At 57.9% G+C, this 20,231-nt stretch carries 23 protein-coding genes; 14 read left to right on the top strand and 9 right to left on the bottom strand.

Translation table 11 applies throughout. The features are described 5' to 3' along the window. Positions 1-183: 183 nt before the first annotated feature. The 7 genes from ACR0K5_RS05555 to ACR0K5_RS05525 all read left to right on the top strand — a co-directional run bounded on the left by ACR0K5_RS05555 (position 184) and on the right by ACR0K5_RS05525 (position 5,909). Positions 184-744: a F0F1 ATP synthase subunit delta gene (locus tag ACR0K5_RS05555; protein WP_480628704.1), complete on the top strand. Its 561-nt coding sequence runs from the start codon at positions 184-186 to the stop codon at positions 742-744. Then, a complete protein-coding gene (gene atpA / locus ACR0K5_RS05550; protein WP_480628703.1) occupies positions 745-2,283 on the top strand; it encodes a F0F1 ATP synthase subunit alpha in 1,539 nt (512 codons plus the stop codon). 15 nt (positions 2,284-2,298) lie between these two features. Beyond that, positions 2,299-3,174: a F0F1 ATP synthase subunit gamma gene (locus ACR0K5_RS05545; protein ID WP_480628702.1), complete on the top strand. Its 876-nt coding sequence runs from the start codon at positions 2,299-2,301 to the stop codon at positions 3,172-3,174. Between the two features lie 18 nt (positions 3,175-3,192). Then, on the top strand, positions 3,193-4,617 hold the full coding sequence (gene atpD / locus ACR0K5_RS05540; RefSeq protein ID WP_480628701.1) for a F0F1 ATP synthase subunit beta: 1,425 nt from the start codon (positions 3,193-3,195) through the stop codon (positions 4,615-4,617). A gap of 12 nt (positions 4,618-4,629) precedes the next feature. Further along, positions 4,630-5,040 carry a F0F1 ATP synthase subunit epsilon gene (locus ACR0K5_RS05535; protein WP_480628700.1) on the top strand — a complete coding sequence of 137 codons (411 nt, stop codon included), beginning with the start codon at positions 4,630-4,632 and terminating at the stop codon, positions 5,038-5,040. 115 nt (positions 5,041-5,155) lie between these two features. Further along, the gene (locus ACR0K5_RS05530) at positions 5,156-5,506 is read left to right on the top strand and encodes an H-type lectin domain-containing protein (RefSeq protein WP_480628699.1); all 351 of its coding nucleotides are present in this window, start codon (positions 5,156-5,158) and stop codon (positions 5,504-5,506) included. After that, positions 5,487-5,909 carry a hypothetical protein gene (locus ACR0K5_RS05525; protein WP_480628698.1) on the top strand — a complete coding sequence of 141 codons (423 nt, stop codon included), beginning with the start codon at positions 5,487-5,489 and terminating at the stop codon, positions 5,907-5,909. Before ACR0K5_RS05530 ends, ACR0K5_RS05525 begins: the two co-directional genes overlap by 20 nt. A 41-nt stretch (positions 5,910-5,950) precedes the next feature. Here ACR0K5_RS05525 and rpiB read toward each other — a convergent pair whose 3' ends face one another. After that, positions 5,951-6,391 carry a ribose 5-phosphate isomerase B gene (gene rpiB / locus ACR0K5_RS05520; protein WP_480628697.1) on the bottom strand — a complete coding sequence of 147 codons (441 nt, stop codon included), beginning with the start codon at positions 6,389-6,391 and terminating at the stop codon, positions 5,951-5,953. Between the two features lie 119 nt (positions 6,392-6,510). Next, positions 6,511-7,530: a ribose-phosphate pyrophosphokinase gene (locus ACR0K5_RS05515; RefSeq protein ID WP_480628696.1), complete on the bottom strand. Its 1,020-nt coding sequence runs from the start codon at positions 7,528-7,530 to the stop codon at positions 6,511-6,513. Between the two features lie 107 nt (positions 7,531-7,637). On the opposite strand from ACR0K5_RS05515, the gene ACR0K5_RS05510 reads away from it, so the two are divergent. Then, the gene (locus ACR0K5_RS05510) at positions 7,638-8,240 is read left to right on the top strand and encodes a DsbA family protein (RefSeq protein ID WP_480628695.1); all 603 of its coding nucleotides are present in this window, start codon (positions 7,638-7,640) and stop codon (positions 8,238-8,240) included. A gap of 14 nt (positions 8,241-8,254) precedes the next feature. After that, entirely contained in the window at positions 8,255-9,073 is an 819-nt protein-coding gene (locus ACR0K5_RS05505; protein ID WP_480628694.1) for an alpha/beta fold hydrolase, read from the top strand. Here the strand turns inward: ACR0K5_RS05505 and ACR0K5_RS05500 are convergent. The 3 genes from ACR0K5_RS05500 to ACR0K5_RS05490 are packed head-to-tail and all read right to left on the bottom strand — an operon-like array spanning position 9,060 to position 11,496. Then, positions 9,060-10,094: a threonine aldolase family protein gene (locus ACR0K5_RS05500; RefSeq protein ID WP_480628693.1), complete on the bottom strand. Its 1,035-nt coding sequence runs from the start codon at positions 10,092-10,094 to the stop codon at positions 9,060-9,062. The genes ACR0K5_RS05505 and ACR0K5_RS05500 overlap by 14 nt on opposite strands. Continuing rightward, positions 10,094-10,567: a YcgN family cysteine cluster protein gene (locus ACR0K5_RS05495; RefSeq protein WP_480628692.1), complete on the bottom strand. Its 474-nt coding sequence runs from the start codon at positions 10,565-10,567 to the stop codon at positions 10,094-10,096. The genes ACR0K5_RS05500 and ACR0K5_RS05495 overlap by 1 nt, the downstream gene beginning before the upstream one ends. Further along, entirely contained in the window at positions 10,564-11,496 is a 933-nt protein-coding gene (locus tag ACR0K5_RS05490; RefSeq protein WP_480628762.1) for a bifunctional riboflavin kinase/FAD synthetase, read from the bottom strand. The genes ACR0K5_RS05495 and ACR0K5_RS05490 overlap by 4 nt, the downstream gene beginning before the upstream one ends. Before the next feature lie 261 nt (positions 11,497-11,757). Here ACR0K5_RS05490 and ACR0K5_RS05485 point away from each other — a divergent pair, with 261 nt between their 5' ends. Then, positions 11,758-12,339 (top strand): methylenetetrahydrofolate reductase C-terminal domain-containing protein, encoded by a 582-nt coding sequence (locus tag ACR0K5_RS05485; protein WP_480628691.1) that lies wholly within the window; start codon positions 11,758-11,760, stop codon positions 12,337-12,339. Next, the gene (locus ACR0K5_RS05480; RefSeq protein ID WP_480628690.1) at positions 12,336-13,325 is read left to right on the top strand and encodes a methylenetetrahydrofolate reductase; all 990 of its coding nucleotides are present in this window, start codon (positions 12,336-12,338) and stop codon (positions 13,323-13,325) included. Before ACR0K5_RS05485 ends, ACR0K5_RS05480 begins: the two co-directional genes overlap by 4 nt. Before the next feature lie 75 nt (positions 13,326-13,400). Here the strand turns inward: ACR0K5_RS05480 and ACR0K5_RS05475 are convergent, their stop codons facing one another. The 4 genes from ACR0K5_RS05475 to ACR0K5_RS05460 all read right to left on the bottom strand — a co-directional run bounded on the left by ACR0K5_RS05475 (position 13,401) and on the right by ACR0K5_RS05460 (position 17,144). Continuing rightward, on the bottom strand, positions 13,401-13,844 hold the full coding sequence (locus ACR0K5_RS05475) for a MaoC family dehydratase (protein WP_170452686.1): 444 nt from the start codon (positions 13,842-13,844) through the stop codon (positions 13,401-13,403). A 101-nt stretch (positions 13,845-13,945) separates the two neighbouring features. Next, positions 13,946-14,821, bottom strand: a complete 876-nt coding sequence (locus ACR0K5_RS05470; protein WP_480628689.1) for a TIGR01459 family HAD-type hydrolase — start codon at positions 14,819-14,821, stop codon at positions 13,946-13,948. 312 nt (positions 14,822-15,133) lie between these two features. Next, positions 15,134-16,054 carry a manganese-dependent inorganic pyrophosphatase gene (locus ACR0K5_RS05465; RefSeq protein ID WP_480628688.1) on the bottom strand — a complete coding sequence of 307 codons (921 nt, stop codon included), beginning with the start codon at positions 16,052-16,054 and terminating at the stop codon, positions 15,134-15,136. A 109-nt stretch (positions 16,055-16,163) separates the two neighbouring features. Then, positions 16,164-17,144, bottom strand: a complete 981-nt coding sequence (locus ACR0K5_RS05460; RefSeq protein ID WP_480628687.1) for a TraB/GumN family protein — start codon at positions 17,142-17,144, stop codon at positions 16,164-16,166. A 110-nt stretch (positions 17,145-17,254) separates the two neighbouring features. Between ACR0K5_RS05460 and ACR0K5_RS05455 the strand changes: the two genes are divergently transcribed. From ACR0K5_RS05455 to groL, 3 genes are all read left to right on the top strand, one after another. After that, positions 17,255-17,929 (top strand): DUF2161 domain-containing phosphodiesterase, encoded by a 675-nt coding sequence (locus tag ACR0K5_RS05455; protein WP_480628686.1) that lies wholly within the window; start codon positions 17,255-17,257, stop codon positions 17,927-17,929. 154 nt (positions 17,930-18,083) lie between these two features. After that, positions 18,084-18,371, top strand: a complete 288-nt coding sequence (locus ACR0K5_RS05450; protein ID WP_117872530.1) for a co-chaperone GroES — start codon at positions 18,084-18,086, stop codon at positions 18,369-18,371. 55 nt (positions 18,372-18,426) lie between these two features. After that, the gene (gene groL, locus ACR0K5_RS05445) at positions 18,427-20,067 is read left to right on the top strand and encodes a chaperonin GroEL (RefSeq protein WP_480530393.1); all 1,641 of its coding nucleotides are present in this window, start codon (positions 18,427-18,429) and stop codon (positions 20,065-20,067) included. The last annotated feature ends 164 nt before the right edge of the window (positions 20,068-20,231 follow it).

Genomic DNA, 20,231 nt, shown 5'->3' with positions numbered 1-20,231 from the left:
TAAGTGCATGAAAATTAACAATTTGTGGATAATTCTGTTACCGCTATAGCGTATTGCTTGGTTGGTTCGGCTCTGCTACATCCCCGGTGATTTTGATCCCCGACCGTCTGGCCGGGGTTTCCTCACGCCCCCGGGTAGCGGCCGCTACACACTTTCGGGGCCTCAAATATCGGAAGGGTGGACGTGTCCGAACCAGCTTCGATTTCCACTGGCATTGCCGAGCGCTATGCCACCGCGATCTTTGAGATCGCCAAAGAGAATAATGACCTCACAGGTCTGGAATCCGGCATCAATGATCTGGCAGCAGCACTGGGCGACAGTGCCGAACTGCGCGACCTGATCGCCTCGCCGCTGGTTTCCCGCGCCGAACAGGAAGGCGCGATCACCGCAATCGCTGACAAGATGGCCCTGAACGCCATCCTGCGCAACACGCTGGGTCTGATGGCGCAGAAGCGCCGCCTGTTCGTCGTGCCGCAACTGGTGCAGGTTCTGCGCGACATGCTAGCAGACGAGCGGGGCGAAGTGACCGCCGATGTCGCCTCGGCCAAGGCGCTGACCAAGACACAATTGGAAAAACTGTCCAAGACGCTGTCCGAGCGTGTGGGCAAGACCGTGACAATCAATGCGACCGTTGATGAAAGCCTCATCGGCGGTCTTGTCGTTAAAGTGGGCTCGAAGATGATCGATAGCTCGATCCGCTCGAAGCTCAACTCCCTACAGAATGCAATGAAAGAGGTCGGATAAATGGGAATCCAAGCTGCAGAGATTTCTGCAATCCTGAAGGACCAGATCAAGAATTTTGGTCAGGAAGCCGAAGTGGCCGAAATCGGTCGCGTGCTGAGCGTCGGTGACGGGATTGCCCGTGTATACGGCCTGGACAACGTGCAAGCCGGTGAGATGGTCGAATTTCCCGGCGGCATCATGGGGATGGCGCTGAACCTGGAAAGCGACAACGTCGGTGTCGTTATCTTCGGTTCCGACCGTGACATCAAAGAAGGTGACACCGTCAAGCGCACCAACTCGATCGTGGACGTTCCGATCGGTGACGAGCTGCTGGGCCGTGTTGTTGACGGTCTGGGCAACCCGCTTGACGGCAAAGGCCCGATCAACGCGTCCAAGCGTGGCGTTGCAGACGTTAAAGCCCCTGGCATCATCCCGCGTAAATCGGTGCACGAGCCGATGGCGACCGGTCTGAAATCGGTTGACGCGATGATCCCGATTGGCCGTGGCCAGCGGGAACTGATCATTGGTGACCGTCAGACCGGCAAAACCGCCGTTGCTCTGGACGCGATCCTGAACCAGAAAACCTACAACGACGCAGCAGGCGACGACGAGTCGAAGAAACTGTACTGCGTTTACGTTGCCATCGGTCAAAAGCGTTCGACCGTTGCGCAGCTGGTGAAGAAGCTGGAAGAATCCGGTGCGATTGACTATTCGATCGTTGTAGCCGCAACCGCGTCCGACCCGGCGCCGATGCAGTTCCTGGCACCTTACGCCGCAACCGCGATGGCCGAGTTCTTCCGCGACAATGGCCGTCACGCGCTGATCATCTATGATGACCTGTCGAAACAGGCTGTGTCCTATCGTCAGATGTCGCTGCTGCTGCGCCGTCCGCCCGGACGTGAAGCCTATCCTGGTGACGTTTTCTACCTCCACTCCCGCCTGCTTGAACGTTCGGCGAAGCTGAACGAGGACTTCGGTGCAGGCTCGCTGACCGCTCTGCCGGTTATCGAAACTCAGGGTGGTGACGTTTCTGCGTTTATTCCGACCAACGTGATCTCGATCACCGACGGTCAGATCTTCCTTGAAACCGAACTCTTCTACCAAGGTATCCGTCCTGCTGTGAACACCGGTCTGTCGGTTTCGCGTGTGGGCTCTTCGGCTCAGACCAACTCGATGAAGTCGGTTGCGGGTCCGGTTAAGCTGGAACTGGCTCAGTACCGCGAAATGGCTGCGTTTGCGCAGTTCGGTTCCGACCTTGACGCCGCAACCCAGCAGCTGCTGAATCGTGGTGCGCGTCTGACCGAGTTGATGAAACAGCCCCAGTACTCGCCGCTGACCAACGCTGAGATTGTTTGCGTCATCTTCGCGGGCACCAACGGTTACCTCGACAAGATCGACGTTGCGGACGTTGGCCGTTACGAAGCTGGCCTGCTGGCGCACCTGCGTGGCAAGCACGCGGATCTGCTTCAGTGGATCACGGACGAAGATCCCAAGATCAAGGGTGACGCTTCCGACAAGATCAAGGCTGCGCTGGACGAATACGCCGCAACCTTCGCTTAAGGGAGAGGCGGGCATATGCCAAATCTTAAGGACCTTAAAAACAGGATCGAGTCGGTCAAATCGACCCGCAAGATCACCAAGGCCATGCAGATGGTCGCGGCTGCAAAACTGCGCCGCGCCCAGGAATCTGCCGAAGCCTCGCGTCCCTATGCCGAGCGGTTCAATGCCGTGATGGCGGGGCTGGCGGCATCGGTCGGGGGCAGCGACAGCGCCCCCAAGCTGCTCCGTGGTACGGGCAGTGATGATGTCCATCTGCTGGTTGTCATGACAGCTGAACGCGGCCTGTGCGGCGGCTTCAACTCGAACATCGCCAAGCTGGCCCGTGTCAAAGCGGACGAGCTGCGTGGCAAAGGCAAGACGGTCAAGGTTCTGACCGTCGGCAAAAAAGGCCGCGACGCGCTCAAGCGTGATTTTGGCGATCTGTTCGTTGGGCATGTGGACCTGAGCGAGGTCAAGCGTCTGGGCTACTCCAATGCGCAGGACATCGCGAAGGACATCCTGTCCCGCTTCGACGGGGGTGAATTCGACGTTGCCACGATCTTCTATTCGAAGTTCGTCAACGTTGTGACTCAGATCCCGACGGCACAGCAGATCATCCCCGCCTCGTTCGAGGAAACCGAGGGTGACGACAGCGGTGCGGTCTTCGATTACGAGCCCAGCGAAGAGGCCATTCTGGCCGACCTGCTGCCCAAGGGGGTTGCCACCGCGATCTTCTCGGCTCTGCTCGAAAACGGAGCGTCTGAACAAGGTGCACGGATGTCCGCGATGGACAACGCGACACGCAACGCGGGTGAAATGATCGACAAACTGACGATCCAGTTCAACCGCTCGCGTCAGGCCGTGATCACCAACGAGCTGATTGAAATTATTTCCGGCGCCGAAGCGCTGTAAGATAACCGGAGACGAAACATGGCGAATGCAAAAGGCAAAGTCACACAGATCATCGGGGCCGTCGTCGACGTGCACTTCGACGATCAGCTGCCTGAAATTCTGAACGCGCTGGAAACCGAAAACAACGGCAAGCGCCTGGTACTGGAAGTTGCCCAGCACTTGGGTGAAAACACCGTCCGCACCATCGCGATGGACGCGACCGAAGGTCTGGTCCGCGGTGCGGAAGTCACCGACATGGGCGCACCGATCTCGGTTCCCGTTGGTAACGCCACCCTGGGCCGCATCCTGAACGTTGTTGGCGATCCCATCGACGAAAAGGGCCCGGTTGAGGCAACCGAATCCCGTGCCATCCACCAGCCTGCACCGACCTTCGCAGAACAGTCGACCGAGTCGGAAGTTCTGGTTACAGGCATCAAGGTTGTTGACCTGCTGGCCCCCTACGCCAAAGGCGGTAAGATCGGTCTGTTCGGCGGCGCCGGCGTTGGTAAAACCGTTCTGATCATGGAACTGATCAACAACATCGCAAAAGTGCACTCGGGCTTCTCGGTGTTCGCGGGTGTTGGTGAACGGACCCGTGAAGGGAACGACCTGTACCACGAGATGATCGAATCGAACGTTATTAAGCCGGACAACCTGTCGGAAAGCCAAGTGGCCCTGGTTTACGGTCAGATGAACGAGCCTCCCGGGGCGCGTGCACGTGTTGCTCTGACCGGTCTGACCCTGGCCGAGCAGTTCCGCGACCAGTCTGGTACCGACGTTCTGTTCTTCGTCGACAACATCTTCCGCTTCACGCAAGCGGGTTCCGAGGTTTCGGCTCTGCTGGGTCGTATTCCTTCCGCTGTGGGCTACCAGCCGACGCTGGCCACCGACATGGGCGCCCTGCAGGAACGCATCACCTCGACCAAGTCGGGCTCGATCACCTCGGTGCAGGCCATCTATGTTCCTGCGGACGACCTTACCGACCCTGCGCCGGCAACCTCGTTTGCGCACCTTGACGCGACCACCGTTCTTAACCGTGCGATCTCGGAAAAGGGTATCTACCCTGCGGTTGACCCGCTCGACTCGACCTCGCGCCTGCTCGACCCGGCCATCGTTGGTGAAGAGCACTACAAGGTTGCGACCGACGTTCAGCAGATCCTCCAGCGCTACAAGTCGCTGCAGGACATCATCGCCATCCTCGGCATGGACGAACTGTCGGAAGAGGACAAACTGACCGTGGCCCGTGCCCGTAAGATCGAACGCTTCATGTCGCAGCCGTTCGACGTGGCTCAGGTCTTCACCGGTTCGCCGGGCGTTCAGGTTCCTCTGGATGTCACCATCTCGTCGTTCAAGGCCGTTGTGGCTGGCGAATACGATCACCTGCCCGAGGCAGCCTTCCTGATGGTCGGCGGCATCGACGAAGTGATCGCCAAAGCCGAGAAGATGGCCGCAGAAGCCGCCTAAGGAGCACACCTGATGGCAAACACGATGCAATTCGACCTCGTCAGCCCCGAGCGGAGCCTAGCTTCGCTCGCGGCCACCGCGGTCCAGATTCCGGGCGCGGACGGGGACATGACGGCTATGCCCGATCATGCCCCTACCATCACCACGCTGCGCCCCGGTCTGCTGAAGGTTGAGGCACCCGAAGGGTCCAGCGAATACCTGGTCACCGGCGGGTTTGCCCAGATCAACGGCGACAGTCTGTCGGTTCTGGCCGAAAAGGCCATCCCGGTGGCCGAAGTGACCCGCGCGCATCTGGACGAGCTGATCGAAGACGCCCGCGCCTCGCACGAGGCGGCCAAGGGTGGCGATGATCAGACTGTCGTCGATGATGCCGCCAAGCTTCTGGCCGACATGGAAGCGCTTGGAACGCATATGAGCCTGTAAACGGCTTATCGGTGAAAGATTTGAGCGGCCTCGCACTTGCGGGGCCGTTTTTTTTGTCGTGCTTTTATCGAAAAGCCGGGATAAGTTGCGGGAATTCAAGAATAATGATGACATAATGAAAAAGTTCCTAACCCATCCCATTGGAATTGATCAGGGCGAAGATGTGCTGTTTTCGGAATTTGCCGAAGGCGGGGAAATGTGGACTGGGCAAGGGCCCCGTGAACGTCGCACATCCATTCAATTCAAAGAACCATTTCGTACCCCGCCTGCCGTTCAGATCGGAATATCGCTTTGGGATGTCGACACGTCCTCGGCGCTGCGGGCCGAAGTGCAGGCTGAAAACATCACCACTACTGGGTTTGATGCCGTGTTTCGCACATGGTCCGACACAAGGATCGCCCGCATCCGCGCAAGCTGGACCGCGATAGGAGAGGTCGCGCATCCGGATGATTGGAGTATTTTCTGAGTTTATTGCGACTGAAGTACGAAGGCTCACAATGCGGTTCTTTACAAGAACATTGTCAAAATTGGTTTTGAGTGTGATTGCTGTGGTGTTGACGGGGCTTGCTGTTATGTTCTTTTGGCCTCAACCGATGCTTCCGGAACTGGCGCAGGGTCTGTCACCTAATTTTGAGAAAGCGCAGAAAGAATTTCGCGCTCGTATTACTGACGCATTTGCGCCGCCAATATCGGAAGACGAATTGGTTAGCCGCCTGACCGAGCAAGGCTTCAACACAAAAAGAGCCAATCGATCTGCAAGTTTCACGCGCAGCCAGTTTCCTTGTCAGTTAAACTGGCACATCCATTGGAAAGCGCGAAATAATGTCGTGCAGCAGATTGAAGCGTACTATCGCTCGGCGTGTTTATAGTCGCCCGCACATAGGACGCCTCGAAGGTTTTGCGCTACAGTTTATTCCTCGATCATGTCCACCCGCGTGGCGTGGCGGCCGCCTTCGAATTCGGCGCCCAGAAACGCGTCCACAATGTCCAGCGCCTGACCTTCACCGACAACACGCGCGCCGATTGACAGCATGTTGGCGTCGTTGTGCTGGCGGATCATGCGTGCCGAAAACGCGTCCGAACAAACGCCGCAGCGAATACCCGGCACTTTGTTCGCCGCCATCATGATGCCCTGACCGGTACCGCACAGGATGATGCCCAACTGACACTCGCCCGAAGCTACCGCCTGCGCCGCGGCTTTGCCATGCTTGGGGTAATGCGTGCTTTCAGGCGTTGTCGGGCCAATATCGACCACCTCCCAGCCTTGCTGGGCGATGTGGTTGGCCACGGCCTGACGCAGCTCGATCGCTGCGTGGTCGCTGGAAAGGACAATGCGTTTGTTTGCGGTCATGGAGATCATTCCAACTGTTTCGCTGATCGGCTCGCAACCTTTGCTCTACGCTTGTAGAATATGCACCGACCATAAATTGAAAAAGCAAAAGGGCGGCGCTTCGGGCCGCCCTTCCAAGCTTAATCCATTTGATACATGGATTCGTAGATCGGCGTCAGTGTCTTGTCTTCGAACAACGAAGACACGCTGGTGCCGTTCCAGATGTTCAGGATTGCCTGGGTGAAGATCGGCGCGGTTGGCACAGTGCGGATGTTCTGGGCATTCAGAATCTCTTTGGTCGGCTGGATCGTATCCGTCAATACCAGAGACTTCATGACCGAATTGGTCACCCGCTCAACTGCGGGGCCGCTCATCACCCCGTGGGTAATGTAGGAATGGACCTCTTTCGCTCCGTTATCCAGCAGCACCTGCGCCGCCTTGCACAGCGTTCCTGCCGTGTCGCACATGTCGTCCACGATCAGGCAGATCTTGTCTTTGACGTTGCCAATTACGGTCATCTCGGCCACTTCGCCCGCTTTTTCACGGCGCTTGTCCACGATCGACAAGGGGGCATTGATGCGCTTGGCCAGTTCACGGGCGCGGGCCACGCCGCCGACGTCGGGCGAAACCACCATGAGCTCGTCCAGATTGTCTTTGAATTGATGCTTCACATCCAGCGCAAAGATCGGTGACGCATAGAGGTTGTCCACCGGAATATCAAAGAACCCCTGAATCTGAGCGGCGTGCAGGTCCATGGTCAGGACGCGTTCGATCCCGGCACCAGTCAGCATGTTGGCCACCAGCTTGGCGCTGATCGGTGTGCGTGCCTTGGTGCGGCGGTCCTGACGGGCGTAACCGAAATAGGGGATCACGGCGGTGATCCGCTGCGCTGACGAGCGGCGCAGCGCGTCGGCGATGATCAACAGCTCCATCAAGTTGTCATTGGCCGGGTTCGAGGTCGGCTGGATAATGAACATATCTTCGCCGCGTACATTCTCGAAAACTTCGACGAAGATCTCACCGTCATTGAAGCGTTCGACGCGCGCATCGACCAATCCCTGGTCAACGCCGCGATACAGGCTCATGCGGCGTGCGATTGTTTTGGCAAGAGGAAGGTTGGCGTTCCCAGCGATAAGCTTGGGTTCGTGAAGTGTCGGCATCGGCTGAGGTCCCCGGGCAGCAATGGCAATGTGACAGATTCGTGATGTTGACACCGCTTAGCATGGCCTTACCGTCCCGCAAAGGTAACGCAGCGGAGAAAGTGAACATGACCCAGATTGACTACTATTTTGCGACAATTTCGCCCTATACCTATCTGGCCGGAAACCGGTTGGAAGAGATCGCGGCGAAACATGGCGCGACCATCAACTACAAACCGCTGGATATCATGGCCCTGTTCGGGCGCACCGGAGGTACGCCGCCAAAAGACCGGCATATCTCTCGCATTGAATATCGCGCTCAGGAATTGCTGCGCCAATCCAAGAATTTGGGAATGGAGTTCAACCTCCAGCCAGCCCATTGGCCAACCAACATGGCGCCTTCTTCTTATGCGGTCATCGCCGCGATCAAGGATGGTTCGGGTGACGTGGGCAAACTGTGCCAATCGATCCTGCGCGCCTGCTGGGCCGAAGAGAAAGACGTCGCGCAGGATGATGTGATCCGCGACTGTCTGGCAAAGGCGGGATTTGACCCGGATCTGGCCAATAGTGGCTTGCTGGTCGGGGCTGAAACCTATGCCGCCAATCTGGAAGAGGCCGTCGATCGCGGCGTGTTCGGCGCGCCGTTCTACATCACGTTGGACGGCCAGCGGTTCTGGGGACAGGACAGGCTGGATGATCTGGACCGACATCTGTCGGAAACGAAAGGGTGACTTCTGTGGCTGCCATGGAGCAATCCGTCTTCGTCAGGCGGCTGGGAGAGGGTGAACGCGAGCTGCTTGCCCTCCATTGCACCATTACGCATTCCGGTGCTTGGTCGGGTCTGGCCAAGGTCTTGGATGGTCATGCGTCATTCATCGCGCCGGATATGCTGTCTCACGGGCGCAGCCCGCTCTGGGACGAGCAGAGCGATTTCTTCGACGCAGTGACCCAAGCGGCCTTGGCAGAATTGACTGTGCCCATGGATGTGATCGGCCATTCCTTTGGGGCGATGATCGCGCTCAGGCTGGCAGCCGAGTATCCGGGCCATGTACGCAGTGTGGTGCTGGTCGAACCTGTGTTCTTTGCTGTCGCGTGTCAGGAGGCACCCGATCAGTTCGAGCAGCACGAACGCGATTCACAGCCGGTCAATGATGCGTTTGCGGCTGGCGACAAAACCTTGGCTGCGCGACTGTTCAACCGGATGTGGAGCACGCAGATCAGCCCCCGCTGGTCGGAATTGCCCGAACGTACGCGGACCAACATGGTGCGCGGGATACATGTTGTTCCTGCTTTGCACCCGGCGATTTACGACGATCAGAAAGGACTGCTTGCCCCTGCCAAGCTCAAGCGTGCATCAATGCCGATTCTGTTGTTGAGCGGGTCGGAAACACACCCGGTAATGCCCGCGATCTGTAAAAGCCTGTCGCGACGCCTCCCAAACGCGCGCCATGAGGTTGTGAATGGTGCGGGGCATATGCTGCCCATTTCGCACCCGCAGGAGACAAGCGCATTGCTTCAGGAATTCTGGCGCAACAACGCCTCGGCATCTGTCACAGCAGATTGAGAAACTGATCGATCTCAGCCGCGCCGATGGACCAGTCGCAGACCAGCCTGCAGGCGAGGCTTTCGTCGTCATCCTCCCCCTCAAGCTCGGCGCCCCAGAGGTGGTACACCGCACCGATCTCGTGCAATTGCTTATGCGTGGCGCGCGGGAATGAGGCGAAGATCATATTGGCCTGCGGTTCATGCAGGAACGTAGCCCCCTTGGTGCGCAGCCCGGCAGCCAGCCGGGCGCAGTTGTCGTTGGCTTGTCGGGCCATCGTCAGCCACAGATCATCCTCAAGATAGGCTGCCATCTGAGCGGACAGGTATCGATGCTTGGAAAACAGATGCGCCCCGCGTTTGCGCCGCAGTTCGAACTCCCAGGCCTTGCTTTCGTCAAAGAACACCACCGCTTCGACGCCCATCAGCCCGTTCTTGGTGCCGCCAAAGCTGACCGCGTCTACGCCCGCTTTCCACGTCATGTCAGCCGGGGAACAATCCAGGGCGACGAGGGCGTTGGTGAATCGCGCACCATCCAGATGGACGGGCAAGGCGTATTCCTTTGCGACGCCACACAGCGCCTGCAATTCCTCCAGAGAATAAACCGATCCGCGCTCGGTGACTTGAGTGATCGATACTGGCCCGCGCTGTGGCCCGTGAACTCCGCGGGTTTCTTCGCCCAAAATAGTCCCGCGCAGCGCATCCGGCGTCATCTTGTCTCCGCCGGGAACCAGAGTCAGCTTGGCGCCAGTGTAAAACTCGGGCGCGTTGCACTCGTCTTCATGGATATGAGCGACCGGAGAGCAGAAGATAGTTTCCCAAGGGTTGGACAACGTTGCCAGAGCCAGTGAATTTGCCGCCGTTCCCGTTGCCACGAGATAGACAGCAGCACCCGGTGCCTCGAAGATGCTGCGAATGCGATCACGCACTTCGTTCATCATCGTGTCCGCGCCATAAGCCATCTGATAGCCCTGATTGGCCTCGGCCAGTTTGGCCATGACCTGAGGGTGAACAGGACCCGAATTGTCAGACGCGAAATACATCAGGTTGGCTCCTCGATAATGTGATCTTCCCATTCTTCCAGGGGGGTATCGAACTCTGACACCGTGCGCCCCTGAACCGACACACCTGCCGCATGTACGCTGTCCGGCGTACCAGATATCAACGGGTGCCAGTCGTAAAGAGGTTTGCCTTCCCACAACAGACGATACGCGCAGGTTTGCGGCAGCCAATAGGCGTGCTCGTCGATATTTTCGGGCGTCATGACAATACATTCTGGTACGAACTGGTGCCGGATGTCGTATTGAGTGCAACGGCAGCTTTCATCATCCAGCAGACGGCAGGCGACGCAGGTCAGGGCAACCTCGCCCGAGTCTTCGTCTTCCAGCTTGTTCAGGCAGCACTTGCCGCAGCCGTCGCACAGCGCTTCCCACTCGCGCTGGTTCATCTTGCGCAGCGGTTTGCGTTCCCAGAACCGGGCGTGCAGGCCTGTGCGTTCAATCGGATCAGCGCTCATAGGGCGGCCAGAATGTTCCGGGCCTTTTCGCAATCGGCATCCATTTGCGCGATCAGGCTATCCAGCCCGTCAAATGTCAGTTCCGGGCGCAGGAAGTCGATCAGGCCCACCGAAAGGGTTGCACCGTAAAGATCGCCGGAAAAGTCAAACAGGAAGGTTTCGATATTTGGTACCTCGCCCTGAAACATCGGGCGCACCCCGACCGACGCCGCACCGTGATAGCTGCCCCGATGCGGGCCATCCAGCACGTCGACCAGAACGGCGTAGACCCCGAATTTGGGTGGGTGTAGCCCCTCGATGGACATGTTCGCGGTTGGAAAACCCAGTTCCCGCCCGCGCTGCTCACCGCCGACCACTTCACCTTCGATCCGGTGCCAATGGCCCAGCATCGCGGCAGCGTCCCGCGGGCGGCCTTCGCTCAACGCGGTTCTGATGGCGGTGGAAGAGACCACATTCTCGGACCGTTCCATCAAAGGAGCTATCGTCACGCCAAATCCCATCTCTTTCCCAAATCCCAGCAGATCGTCGGCGGTGCCACTGCGGCCTTTGCCAAAGCAGAAATCGGCCCCCACGACGACATGCGACAGACCCAGCCCGCCACAGATCACATTGCGTGCGAACTCTTCCGGGGAAAGCCCCGCCAGCGCCGCGTTGAACGGCAGCTCATACAGTTTCTTTACGCCCAGCTTTTCCAGCCGGTGTGCCCGTGCATTGCCCCGCATCAGGCGAAACGGGGGCGAGTCCGGTGCAAAATACTCACGCGGATGCGGTTCAAAAGTCATTACACCCAGTGGCGCGTCCGGGGCCGCGTTACGGGCCAGTTCAATCACCGACTGATGCCCCACATGAACGCCATCAAAATTCCCGATCGCCACGCTGGCGCCGCGATCTTCTGGCTCGACAAACTGGAAATCCCGGATGATGTGCATAAGCGATTGCGTAGCGTCGCGTGCCCATTTGTTCAAGCCGCAGTTTGCAATGAAGGAACGCGTTGCCGCGAAACAGCTTAGTAACAACAATTAAACCCCGGAAACCCTCAAGACCCGCCTCAGCGGGTCGCGGAACGTTCACCCAACTGCTTGATTCAAAAAAAATCCTGAGTGTAGACTGGACATCCGGCTCTCAGAACAATCTGCGAGCCGGATATTGGCCCGGCCAGGTTCAAACGAACCCAGCACAGGAGGCAGACCATGTATCGATTGCGATTGTTTGCGATTCGCCATGCCCGCACGTTCGAGTGGATCTACAAATGTGTCGAACGCGGTATGGTCGCGATGGACCCTGTCTTTGCAAAGATCGGCTACAACCGTGTCGAACGCCCCATTGCGCTGGTCGAAAAAGGCGTCAAAACCCTGTTGTTCGACTGCAAGATGTGTGGGCAGTGCGTGTTGTCATCGACCGGCATGTCCTGCCCGATGAACTGCCCGAAACAGCTACGCAACGGCCCGTGTGGCGGTGTGCGCCCCGGCGAGTTCTGCGAAGTGAAGCCCGATATGAAATGCGTCTGGGCTTTGGCTTGGGATGGGGCCAGCCGTATGCGGCACGGAGGGGACAAGATCAAAGAAGTTCTTCCGCCCGTGGAACACACCTTGAAAGGATCCTCGTCATGGTTGCGGGTCAGCCGCGAAATTGCCGCACTGGAACGCGAGGCCCGCGACGCTGCACGCGCAACATTGGCAGAAGCCTTCCCCGAGGCGCGCGAGAATGAACCCTCGGCGGCACCGCTTGCCGTTGAACCACCCAACGCGGTGAATCGGGAGCTGAAGAAATGAACGATGCCCATCGCAGCGAGGTCGAGCCGATCGGCTATGTTCCCGTTCCCGAAGGGTATGTGTCGCACAGTCGCTTGGAGAGAGTGCTGCGCTCGGGCCGTTTTGCGGTGACCGCTGAATTGAATCCGCCAGACAGCGCCGACCCCGAGGATGTTTTCCAAGCTGCGCAGCCGCTGGGTGAAGTGGCGGATGCGATCAACGCAACCGATGCGTCTGGTGCGAATTGCCATATGTCCTCGATCGGAATTTGTGCCCTGTTGACCCGCGCGGGATATTCGCCCGTTTATCAGATATCTTGCCGAGATCGGAACCGGATCGCCATTCAGGGCGATGTTCTGGGGGCCGCAGCGCTGGGCGTAAGCAATGTGTTGTGCCTGACTGGCGATGGCGTCGGTGTAGGGGATCAGCCGGGGGCAAAACCGGTGTTCGACTTCGATTCCCTGACCTTGCTGCGTACAATCCGAACGATGCGCGATCAGGGGAAGTTCCTTTCTGGCCGTAAGATCACGCGCCCGCCTCAGCTGTTTTTGGGGGCGGCAGAAAACCCCTGTATCCCTCCTTACGACTGGCGCCCGGATCGTCTGGCAAAGAAGGTTGAGGCCGGGGCGGAGTATATTCAGACCAATTATATCTACGACATTCCGCTGTTTGAGAAATTCATGAATCGAGTGCGGGATGCCGGTTTGGATAAGAAAGTGTTCCTTATTGCCGGCGTTGGTCCTATCGCATCCGCGCGCGCTGCGCGTTGGATGCGCAGCAATGTTCCCGGAATTCACATCCCCGATCAGGTGATTGAGCGGATGGAGAAAGCCGAAAAACCTGCCGAAGAGGGCAAAAAGATCTGTATCGAACTGATCCAGCAGATCCGCGAAATCGCCGGTGTCTCAGGGGTGCACGTGATGGCCTACCGGCGGGAACACGTGGTGTCCGAGATCATTCTTGAATCTGGTGCCCTGAAAGGTCGCAAACGCGCCCGACCTTCCTGACGGCAATTGGAATATACCAAAGTCTAAACAAAAAAGGCGCCGGTCGGGCGCCTTTTGCGTGGATGTGTTTGCCAATCAGTCGAACTTGCGTGACGGGGCCAGCACCATGGCTTCGCCGATCAGAACCTTTTTGCCATCGACCGAACAATGACAGTCCAGCTTGACGCGGCGTTTGGCAAAGTCGATGTCGATGACTTTGACCTCGGCATAGACCATGTCTCCGGGGCGCACCGGGGCCAGGAATTTCAGCGACTGGCCCATGTAAACCGTGCCATGGCCCGGCAGTTGCTCGCCAATCACGGCCGAGATCAGGCCCGCCGTCAGCATCCCATGGGCGATGCGGCCCTCGAAGATCGTATCGCGGGCATAATCGTCATCCAAATGCACCGGATTCCGGTCGGTTGAAACCTGCGCGAACATTTCGATGTCTTCATCCGTCACCACTTTGCGCAGGTGGCGGGACATGCCCATTTCGATGTCTTCGATACAGATCGTTCCGCGTGGAAGATTATCCAACATGTTGCCCTCACTCGAAATCGGCCGTGAAAGAAAAAACCATCATTAGGCCAAGGTTGGCAACTTTATTACTTCGCAACTGCAGAAAATCAAGTCTTTTCTGACTACCTCAAACGACCGATAGTATATGTTGGATTAATCTTTTCCCTTTCAATATAGGTGGTTAGGGATTCTTCGTGCGGATGATGCGACGTTTTTGTCTCGGCTGCCGCCAGTCCGCCCGAGATAAACAGAGAATCAATGCCCTCGCCCATGCCTCCCAAAATGTCCGTATGGGGGCCGTCGCCAATCACCAGAATGTCGGCATCGGGGATATCGTGACCCAGTTCCTGCAGCCTGCGGCGGGCCAGATCGTAGATCGGCGGATGTGGTTTGCCGAAGTACAGGCTCTCACCGCCCATTTCGGTATAAAGCTTGGCCAAAGCGCCAGCGCACCATTCGCGCACCTCCCCGCGATCAACAACAATATCGGGGTTCGCACAGAGCAGTTTCATACCCATCTGCTTGGCATAGAGGAAATCGGGCCGGTTCACATCAGGGTCTGCCATCGGGTCGAAGGGACCACAGCAGACGATACCTTCGGCCTCTTTCAGCGGAACGCGCTCAATGTGGATCGGATGGTGCAGTAGCTTCAACGGTTCAAAAAAGCCGGCATCACGCTGCCATTCGCCCATGAAATACACCTTTTGCCCCACGGCCCCACGAAACATCGCCGACCGCGCGGAATCCCCGCTGGTTGCAATGGTGTCATAGGCGTCTGCGGGCACGTTGAACTGCCCCAATTGCTCTGCCACGCCTGCGCGAGGTTTGGGAGAGTTCGTGACCAGCACGACCAGTCCTCCGTTCGCGCGATAGGCCTGTAAGGCGGCGACGGCTTCGGGGTAAGCCGTGATCCCGTTGTGAACACAACCCCACAGATCGACAAACAGCGCTTTGTAGCGGTCAGAGATACTGGCAAGGGAAGGAACGATCTGGGTCATAGGTGGCCTCAAGCTGAAACTGCACGAGCCTTATGACCGATTGGCGAAAGATTGGCCACTGATCGATAGGCGGCCAACCTGTTTTTCATAGGATGGTTTTATCTGTGTCTCACGAAAATCCCGGATCCTGTTCAAGCGCCACAAAACCGAATGGCGTTAGTCTATGGATCAAGAGTTAGTCTCCGTTGTCCATTTTGGTATGCGACGGCAACCTTGTTAAATTCAACCTCAGGCGCAGCCGTGAACGACGACTAACTAAAAACGTGCGGCGAGGCCCGGTCGATTTGCATCGGCGAGCCTCGCTTACGTTCTTCAGACCTTGAGGTTCGGAATGATCTGCTTTTTCCGGCTCATGATACCAGGCAACACGACGGCGTCACCATTAACTGACGCGCCAAAGCTCTTTTCTGCAACGCCTTTGACCAGATCGTTCGGGACCAGCAGCGTGGCTTCTTCGTTCAGAATATCGACCACGAACAGCAGAACCTGATCGACGCCGTCTTCCTTGGCGACATCGACCATCGAACCCGTCAGGCTTGCCTTGCGGTCCAACACTACGCCGGGAGCGGTGGTTTCCAGAACCGAGACGCGGAATTTGGTGCCGTCGACCTCATATTCCTTGCTGTCCATGCGGATCAACTCAGCGTCCGAGAAGGACGAGACATCCGATTTCGCCGCGAACATGTCGGCCGCGTATTCCGAAATATCCAGCTCCAGCTCAGCGGCCAGCTTTTCCGCCACCGCACGGTCATGTGCCGTCGTGGTGGGCGAGCGGAACTCCAGCGTGTCCGACAGAATGCAGGTCAGGGCCGCGCCTTTGATGGCGTCGGGCATTTTGGCGGCATCCTCGCCCATCAGGTCGACCATGATGGTTGCTGTGCAGGCCAGCGGGCGCACGGTGATATCGATAGGGCCTTTGGTTTCCAGACCACCCACCAGCTTGTGGTGGTCGATGATGGCGCGGATATCAGCGTCGTTGACGTTGGCCGGCAGTTCGGCTGGGTTGTTGGAATCAACGATAACCACCGGGGTGCCAGCGGCCAGGTCTTCAATGATGCGCGGCTTGGGCAGGTCCCAGTTTTCCAGCATGAAAGCCGCTTCGGTGTTGGGCTCGCCCAGCAGAACGGGCTCGGCCTGCTCACCTTTGACTTCGTTCAGGTACCAGGACCACAGGATCGGAGAGCCTGTGGAATCGGTGTCGGGGGATTTGTGGCCAAATACGAGCGTGGTCATGTCAGCGTCCTGAGGATTGAAAATTTGCGCGCCTTATAAGGCGGGTAAACGCTCTTGTCACGCCGCAGCAGCCTGTCTGCGACGCTTGGTCTGAAAACGGGGGGGCGGCTCAGAACGCGGCGCGTGTCAACGTGTATCCGGCTTGCTCCAACTGGTTCAGCAGGCCGTGGTCATCACTCAAATGTCCTGCGCCGACCGCAATGACAGCCGTCTGATCCCTGATTCCCAGAATCTGCGCCATCCAGTTGGCATTCCGTTGCACCAGCAACTGTTGTTCGAACCCTTGCCATTCTGCATCAAAAACCTCAGGGAGCAGGCCCGATTGCTCAAGTCCCTGTAGGCGGGCAAACTGCATGATCTCGGCGTGTTTCTCTTCCAGATAGGCATTGGCCATCGTGGCCAGCTGGTCGTCATTGCTTTGCATTGCGCCGGACAAGCGCACCAGCGACTCGACCTGTTCTTCCAGCGGGTGGCTGTCGAACATCGCCATCAGGTCTTCGACCCGTTCCAGCGAGTACAGCGGGATACCTTTTTCGACGGCCAGATCGTTCAGGCGGGCGTCCATTCCATAGGTCGCGTTCGGGTCTTCCATCATGCAGGGCGGGATGCTCAGCATCATGGTCAGGAACCATGGGCGCATTTTCGCAGCCATCCAGCCGGGGATGCCACGCTGGGCCAATGCGGCGGACAGCGCGTCCCAGTCCTCTTCCGCCATCAAGTCGATCAATGTAGGCCCCGAGGTGATCATTACCGCACTCAGGTCGTTGGCCATGTTCTTTTCGAACGCGTTCATATCGTCCTGGGTAACTTCGAAATAGAATGCATCCGCCTTGCTCAGTTCAGGCCACAGGCGATCTATAATATCGTCCATACGCGGATCGAAAGAGTGCATCGTACCAACGATATGCAGAACCGTGTCGCCCTGTCGCGCAATCCAGTGATTGCCCTCTGGATAAGGGATTTCCGCCACAGCGCTCTGCAACTCGGCCCGGGACTCGGCCGACAGTTGTGGTCGCAGGTCCACCCCTTCGCACGCGGCCTGAGCCGAGATCGGAAACAGAAGGAACGCAAGAAATGTCAGCAAACGCATGGAACCAGCCTGAGAGGTGTCAAAGAGTTGAACTCAGACATAGCCATGCCACATGCCGATGTTCAAGCGGCTCGTCTGGTATTCCCCAACAATCCGCGTAGCATAGGCGTATGAACCGCGAACAGGATCTCTATCCCCCGATCAAGGCGCTGCTGGAGCGTCAGGGGTATATCGTCAAGGGCGAGGTCGGTGCGGCCGATGTCGTTGCGGTGCGCGATGGGAATGCGCCCGTGATTGTCGAACTGAAACTCAGGTTCACTCTCGCCCTTTTCCATCAGGCGATCACAAGGCTGAAACTCACGGATCAGGTCTATATTGCGGTCGGCAAACCCACGGGCCGAACGGCACGGCGCGCGCTCAAGGACAATCTGGCGCTGTGTCGAAGGCTCGGTCTGGGTCTGATCACCGTGCGCGCTGATGGCACGGTTGAGGTGCATTGCGATCCTGGCCCTTATGCACCCCGTAAGAACAAGGCCAGGGCCGTACGGTTGCTGCGCGAATTCGACCGGCTGGAGGGAGACCCCAACGCAGGGGGCGCAACGCGCCATGGTATCGTGACGGCCTATCGGCAGGATGCACTGAAATGTGCGGCCTTTTTGGCCGAGAACGGCCCGGCCAAGGGGGCGGAGGTCGCCAAATCGGTTGGTGTCCCGGTTGCCACCCGGCTTATGCGGGAAAATCACTATGGGTGGTTTGAGAAGGTTGAAAAAGGCGTCTACGGGCTTACATCTCAAGGGGCGGAAGGCCTGGAACATTGGGCCTACAGCTGGGAACAGGCTGACTGATCCAAACGTCGAAAAAAAATCCCTCACAACTTGTTGACTCGGAGTTTTAGACTCCCTAGCTATGCGTCGTTATCACTCACACACCCCGAGTGCTAACGCCTCGTCGGAAGGCGAGGGGAGGATAGATAAACTTTGAGCCCAAGGAGCTACAAAGATGGCATTGAAACCGCTTCATGACCGTGTGCTGGTTCGCCGTACCGAAAGCGAAGAGAAAACCGCAGGCGGCCTGATCATTCCTGACAGCGCAAAAGAAAAGCCCAGCGAAGGCGAAGTCGTCTCGACCGGCGAAGGCGCGCGCAAGGACAGCGGCGAGCTGATCGCAATGGCTGTTAAAGCTGGCGACAAGATCCTGTTCGGCAAATGGTCGGGCACCGAGGTTCAGGTCGACGGCGAAGAGCTGCTGATGATGAAAGAAAGCGACATCATGGGGATCATCGAGTAAGCGATCCCGCTTCCTCTGATCTTCATTCCCAACTTATTTCTCAAGGAGAAACGACATGGCTGCAAAGGACGTCAAGTTCGACACCGATGCCCGTAACCGCATGCTGGCAGGTGTGAACATCCTGGCCGATGCTGTTAAAGTGACCCTGGGCCCCAAAGGCCGCAACGTGGTTCTGGACAAATCCTTCGGCGCACCGCGCATCACCAAAGACGGTGTTTCGGTTGCCAAGGAAATCGAACTGGAAGACAAGTTCGAAAACATGGGCGCGCAAATGGTGAAAGAAGTCGCCAGCCGCACCAATGACGAGGCCGGCGACGGCACCACCACCGCAACCGTTCTGGCACAGGCAATCGTTCGCGAAGGTCTGAAGCAGGTTGCAGCGGGCCTGAACCCGATGGACCTGAAGCGCGGCATCGACCTGGCAACTGCCAAGGTTGTAGAAGGCATCAAGTCGGCCTCGCGTGAAGTCAAAGACTCGGCAGAAGTTGCTCAGGTTGGTACCATCTCGGCCAACGGCGAAGCCGAAATCGGCCAGCAGATCGCAGACGCGATGCAGAAGGTCGGCAACGAAGGCGTTATCACCGTCGAAGAAAACAAAGGTCTGGAAACCGAGACCGATGTTGTCGAAGGTATGCAGTTCGACCGTGGCTACCTGTCGCCTTACTTCGTCACCAACGCAGACAAGATGATCGCAGAGCTTGATGACTGCATGATCCTGCTGCACGAAAAGAAACTGTCCTCGCTGCAGCCGATGGTTCCGCTGCTGGAACAAGTGATCCAGTCGCAAAAGCCGCTGCTGATCATTGCTGAAGACGTTGAAGGCGAAGCGCTGGCAACTCTGGTTGTCAACAAACTGCGCGGCGGCCTGAAAATTGCTGCTGTCAAAGCACCGGGCTTCGGCGATCGCCGCAAAGCCATGCTGCAGGACATCGCAATCCTGACCGGCGGTCAGGTCATCAGCGAAGATCTGGGCATGAAGCTCGAATCCGTCACCATGGACATGCTGGGCACCGCCAAGAAAATCGAAATCACCAAAGACGAAACCACCATCGTCGACGGTGCTGGCGAGAAAGCCGAGATCGAAGCACGTGTTGCTCAGATCCGCACTCAGATCGAAGAAACCTCGTCGGACTACGACCGTGAGAAGCTGCAAGAGCGCGTTGCCAAACTGGCAGGCGGTGTTGCTGTGATCCGCGTCGGCGGCATGACCGAAGTTGAAGTGAAAGAGCGTAAGGACCGTGTGGACGATGCTCTGAACGCAACACGCGCTGCTGTTCAGGAAGGCGTTGTTGTGGGCGGTGGTGTTGCTCTGGTTCAGGCCGGTAAAGCACTGGAAACTCTGGAAGGCGCAAACGCTGACCAGAACGCAGGCATCAACATCGTTCGCAAAGCAATCGAAGCGCCGCTGCGCCAGATCGCTGAGAACGCGGGTGTCGACGGTGCGGTTGTTGCGGGCAAAGTTCGTGAATCCGCTGACGCAGCATTCGGCTTCAACGCTCAGACCGAAGAATATGGCGACATGTTCTCGTTCGGCGTGATCGACCCGGCCAAGGTTGTCCGTACCGCTCTGGAAGATGCGGCATCGGTTGCCGGCCTTCTGGTCACCACCGAAGCGATGGTTGCCGACAAGCCGCAGAAAGACGCGCCTGCGGCAGGCGGCATGCCCGACATGGGCGGCATGGGCGGAATGATGTAAGCACGTCGAATTCGCCCTGGCGAATTCTGACGACCCCGACAGGCGCTTGGCCGCAAGGCCAAGCTGCCGAGAGGGAAAGCCGCAGAATATATAGAAATTCGGGGTCGCCATTGGGCGGCCCTGTTTCGTTTGAATACCAGTGCCTGACCATACGTCCGAGCAGA

The sequence above is a fragment of the Ruegeria sp. AB9 genome (assembly GCF_056542585.1).
Note: the sequence above shows the minus strand (reverse complement) of the source record. Positions and strands in the feature narration are given on the sequence as shown.

Coding starts and splice junctions, on each gene's coding strand:
- atpA (WP_480628703.1), top strand. CDS start 745: ATGGGAATCCAAGCTGCAGAGATTTCTGCAATCCTGAAGGACCAGATC.
- ACR0K5_RS05545 (WP_480628702.1), top strand. CDS start 2,299: ATGCCAAATCTTAAGGACCTTAAAAACAGGATCGAGTCGGTCAAATCG.
- atpD (WP_480628701.1), top strand. CDS start 3,193: ATGGCGAATGCAAAAGGCAAAGTCACACAGATCATCGGGGCCGTCGTC.
- ACR0K5_RS05535 (WP_480628700.1), top strand. CDS start 4,630: ATGGCAAACACGATGCAATTCGACCTCGTCAGCCCCGAGCGGAGCCTA.
- ACR0K5_RS05530 (WP_480628699.1), top strand. CDS start 5,156: ATGAAAAAGTTCCTAACCCATCCCATTGGAATTGATCAGGGCGAAGAT.
- ACR0K5_RS05525 (WP_480628698.1), top strand. CDS start 5,487: ATGATTGGAGTATTTTCTGAGTTTATTGCGACTGAAGTACGAAGGCTC.
- rpiB (WP_480628697.1), bottom strand. CDS start 6,391: ATGACCGCAAACAAACGCATTGTCCTTTCCAGCGACCACGCAGCGATC.
- ACR0K5_RS05515 (WP_480628696.1), bottom strand. CDS start 7,530: ATGCCGACACTTCACGAACCCAAGCTTATCGCTGGGAACGCCAACCTT.
- ACR0K5_RS05510 (WP_480628695.1), top strand. CDS start 7,638: ATGACCCAGATTGACTACTATTTTGCGACAATTTCGCCCTATACCTAT.
- ACR0K5_RS05505 (WP_480628694.1), top strand. CDS start 8,255: ATGGAGCAATCCGTCTTCGTCAGGCGGCTGGGAGAGGGTGAACGCGAG.
- ACR0K5_RS05500 (WP_480628693.1), bottom strand. CDS start 10,094: ATGTATTTCGCGTCTGACAATTCGGGTCCTGTTCACCCTCAGGTCATG.
- ACR0K5_RS05495 (WP_480628692.1), bottom strand. CDS start 10,567: ATGAGCGCTGATCCGATTGAACGCACAGGCCTGCACGCCCGGTTCTGG.
- ACR0K5_RS05490 (WP_480628762.1), bottom strand. CDS start 11,496: ATGCACATCATCCGGGATTTCCAGTTTGTCGAGCCAGAAGATCGCGGC.
- ACR0K5_RS05485 (WP_480628691.1), top strand. CDS start 11,758: ATGTATCGATTGCGATTGTTTGCGATTCGCCATGCCCGCACGTTCGAG.
- ACR0K5_RS05480 (WP_480628690.1), top strand. CDS start 12,336: ATGAACGATGCCCATCGCAGCGAGGTCGAGCCGATCGGCTATGTTCCC.
- ACR0K5_RS05475 (WP_170452686.1), bottom strand. CDS start 13,844: ATGTTGGATAATCTTCCACGCGGAACGATCTGTATCGAAGACATCGAA.
- ACR0K5_RS05470 (WP_480628689.1), bottom strand. CDS start 14,821: ATGACCCAGATCGTTCCTTCCCTTGCCAGTATCTCTGACCGCTACAAA.
- ACR0K5_RS05465 (WP_480628688.1), bottom strand. CDS start 16,054: ATGACCACGCTCGTATTTGGCCACAAATCCCCCGACACCGATTCCACA.
- ACR0K5_RS05460 (WP_480628687.1), bottom strand. CDS start 17,144: ATGCGTTTGCTGACATTTCTTGCGTTCCTTCTGTTTCCGATCTCGGCT.
- ACR0K5_RS05455 (WP_480628686.1), top strand. CDS start 17,255: ATGAACCGCGAACAGGATCTCTATCCCCCGATCAAGGCGCTGCTGGAG.
- ACR0K5_RS05450 (WP_117872530.1), top strand. CDS start 18,084: ATGGCATTGAAACCGCTTCATGACCGTGTGCTGGTTCGCCGTACCGAA.
- groL (WP_480530393.1), top strand. CDS start 18,427: ATGGCTGCAAAGGACGTCAAGTTCGACACCGATGCCCGTAACCGCATG.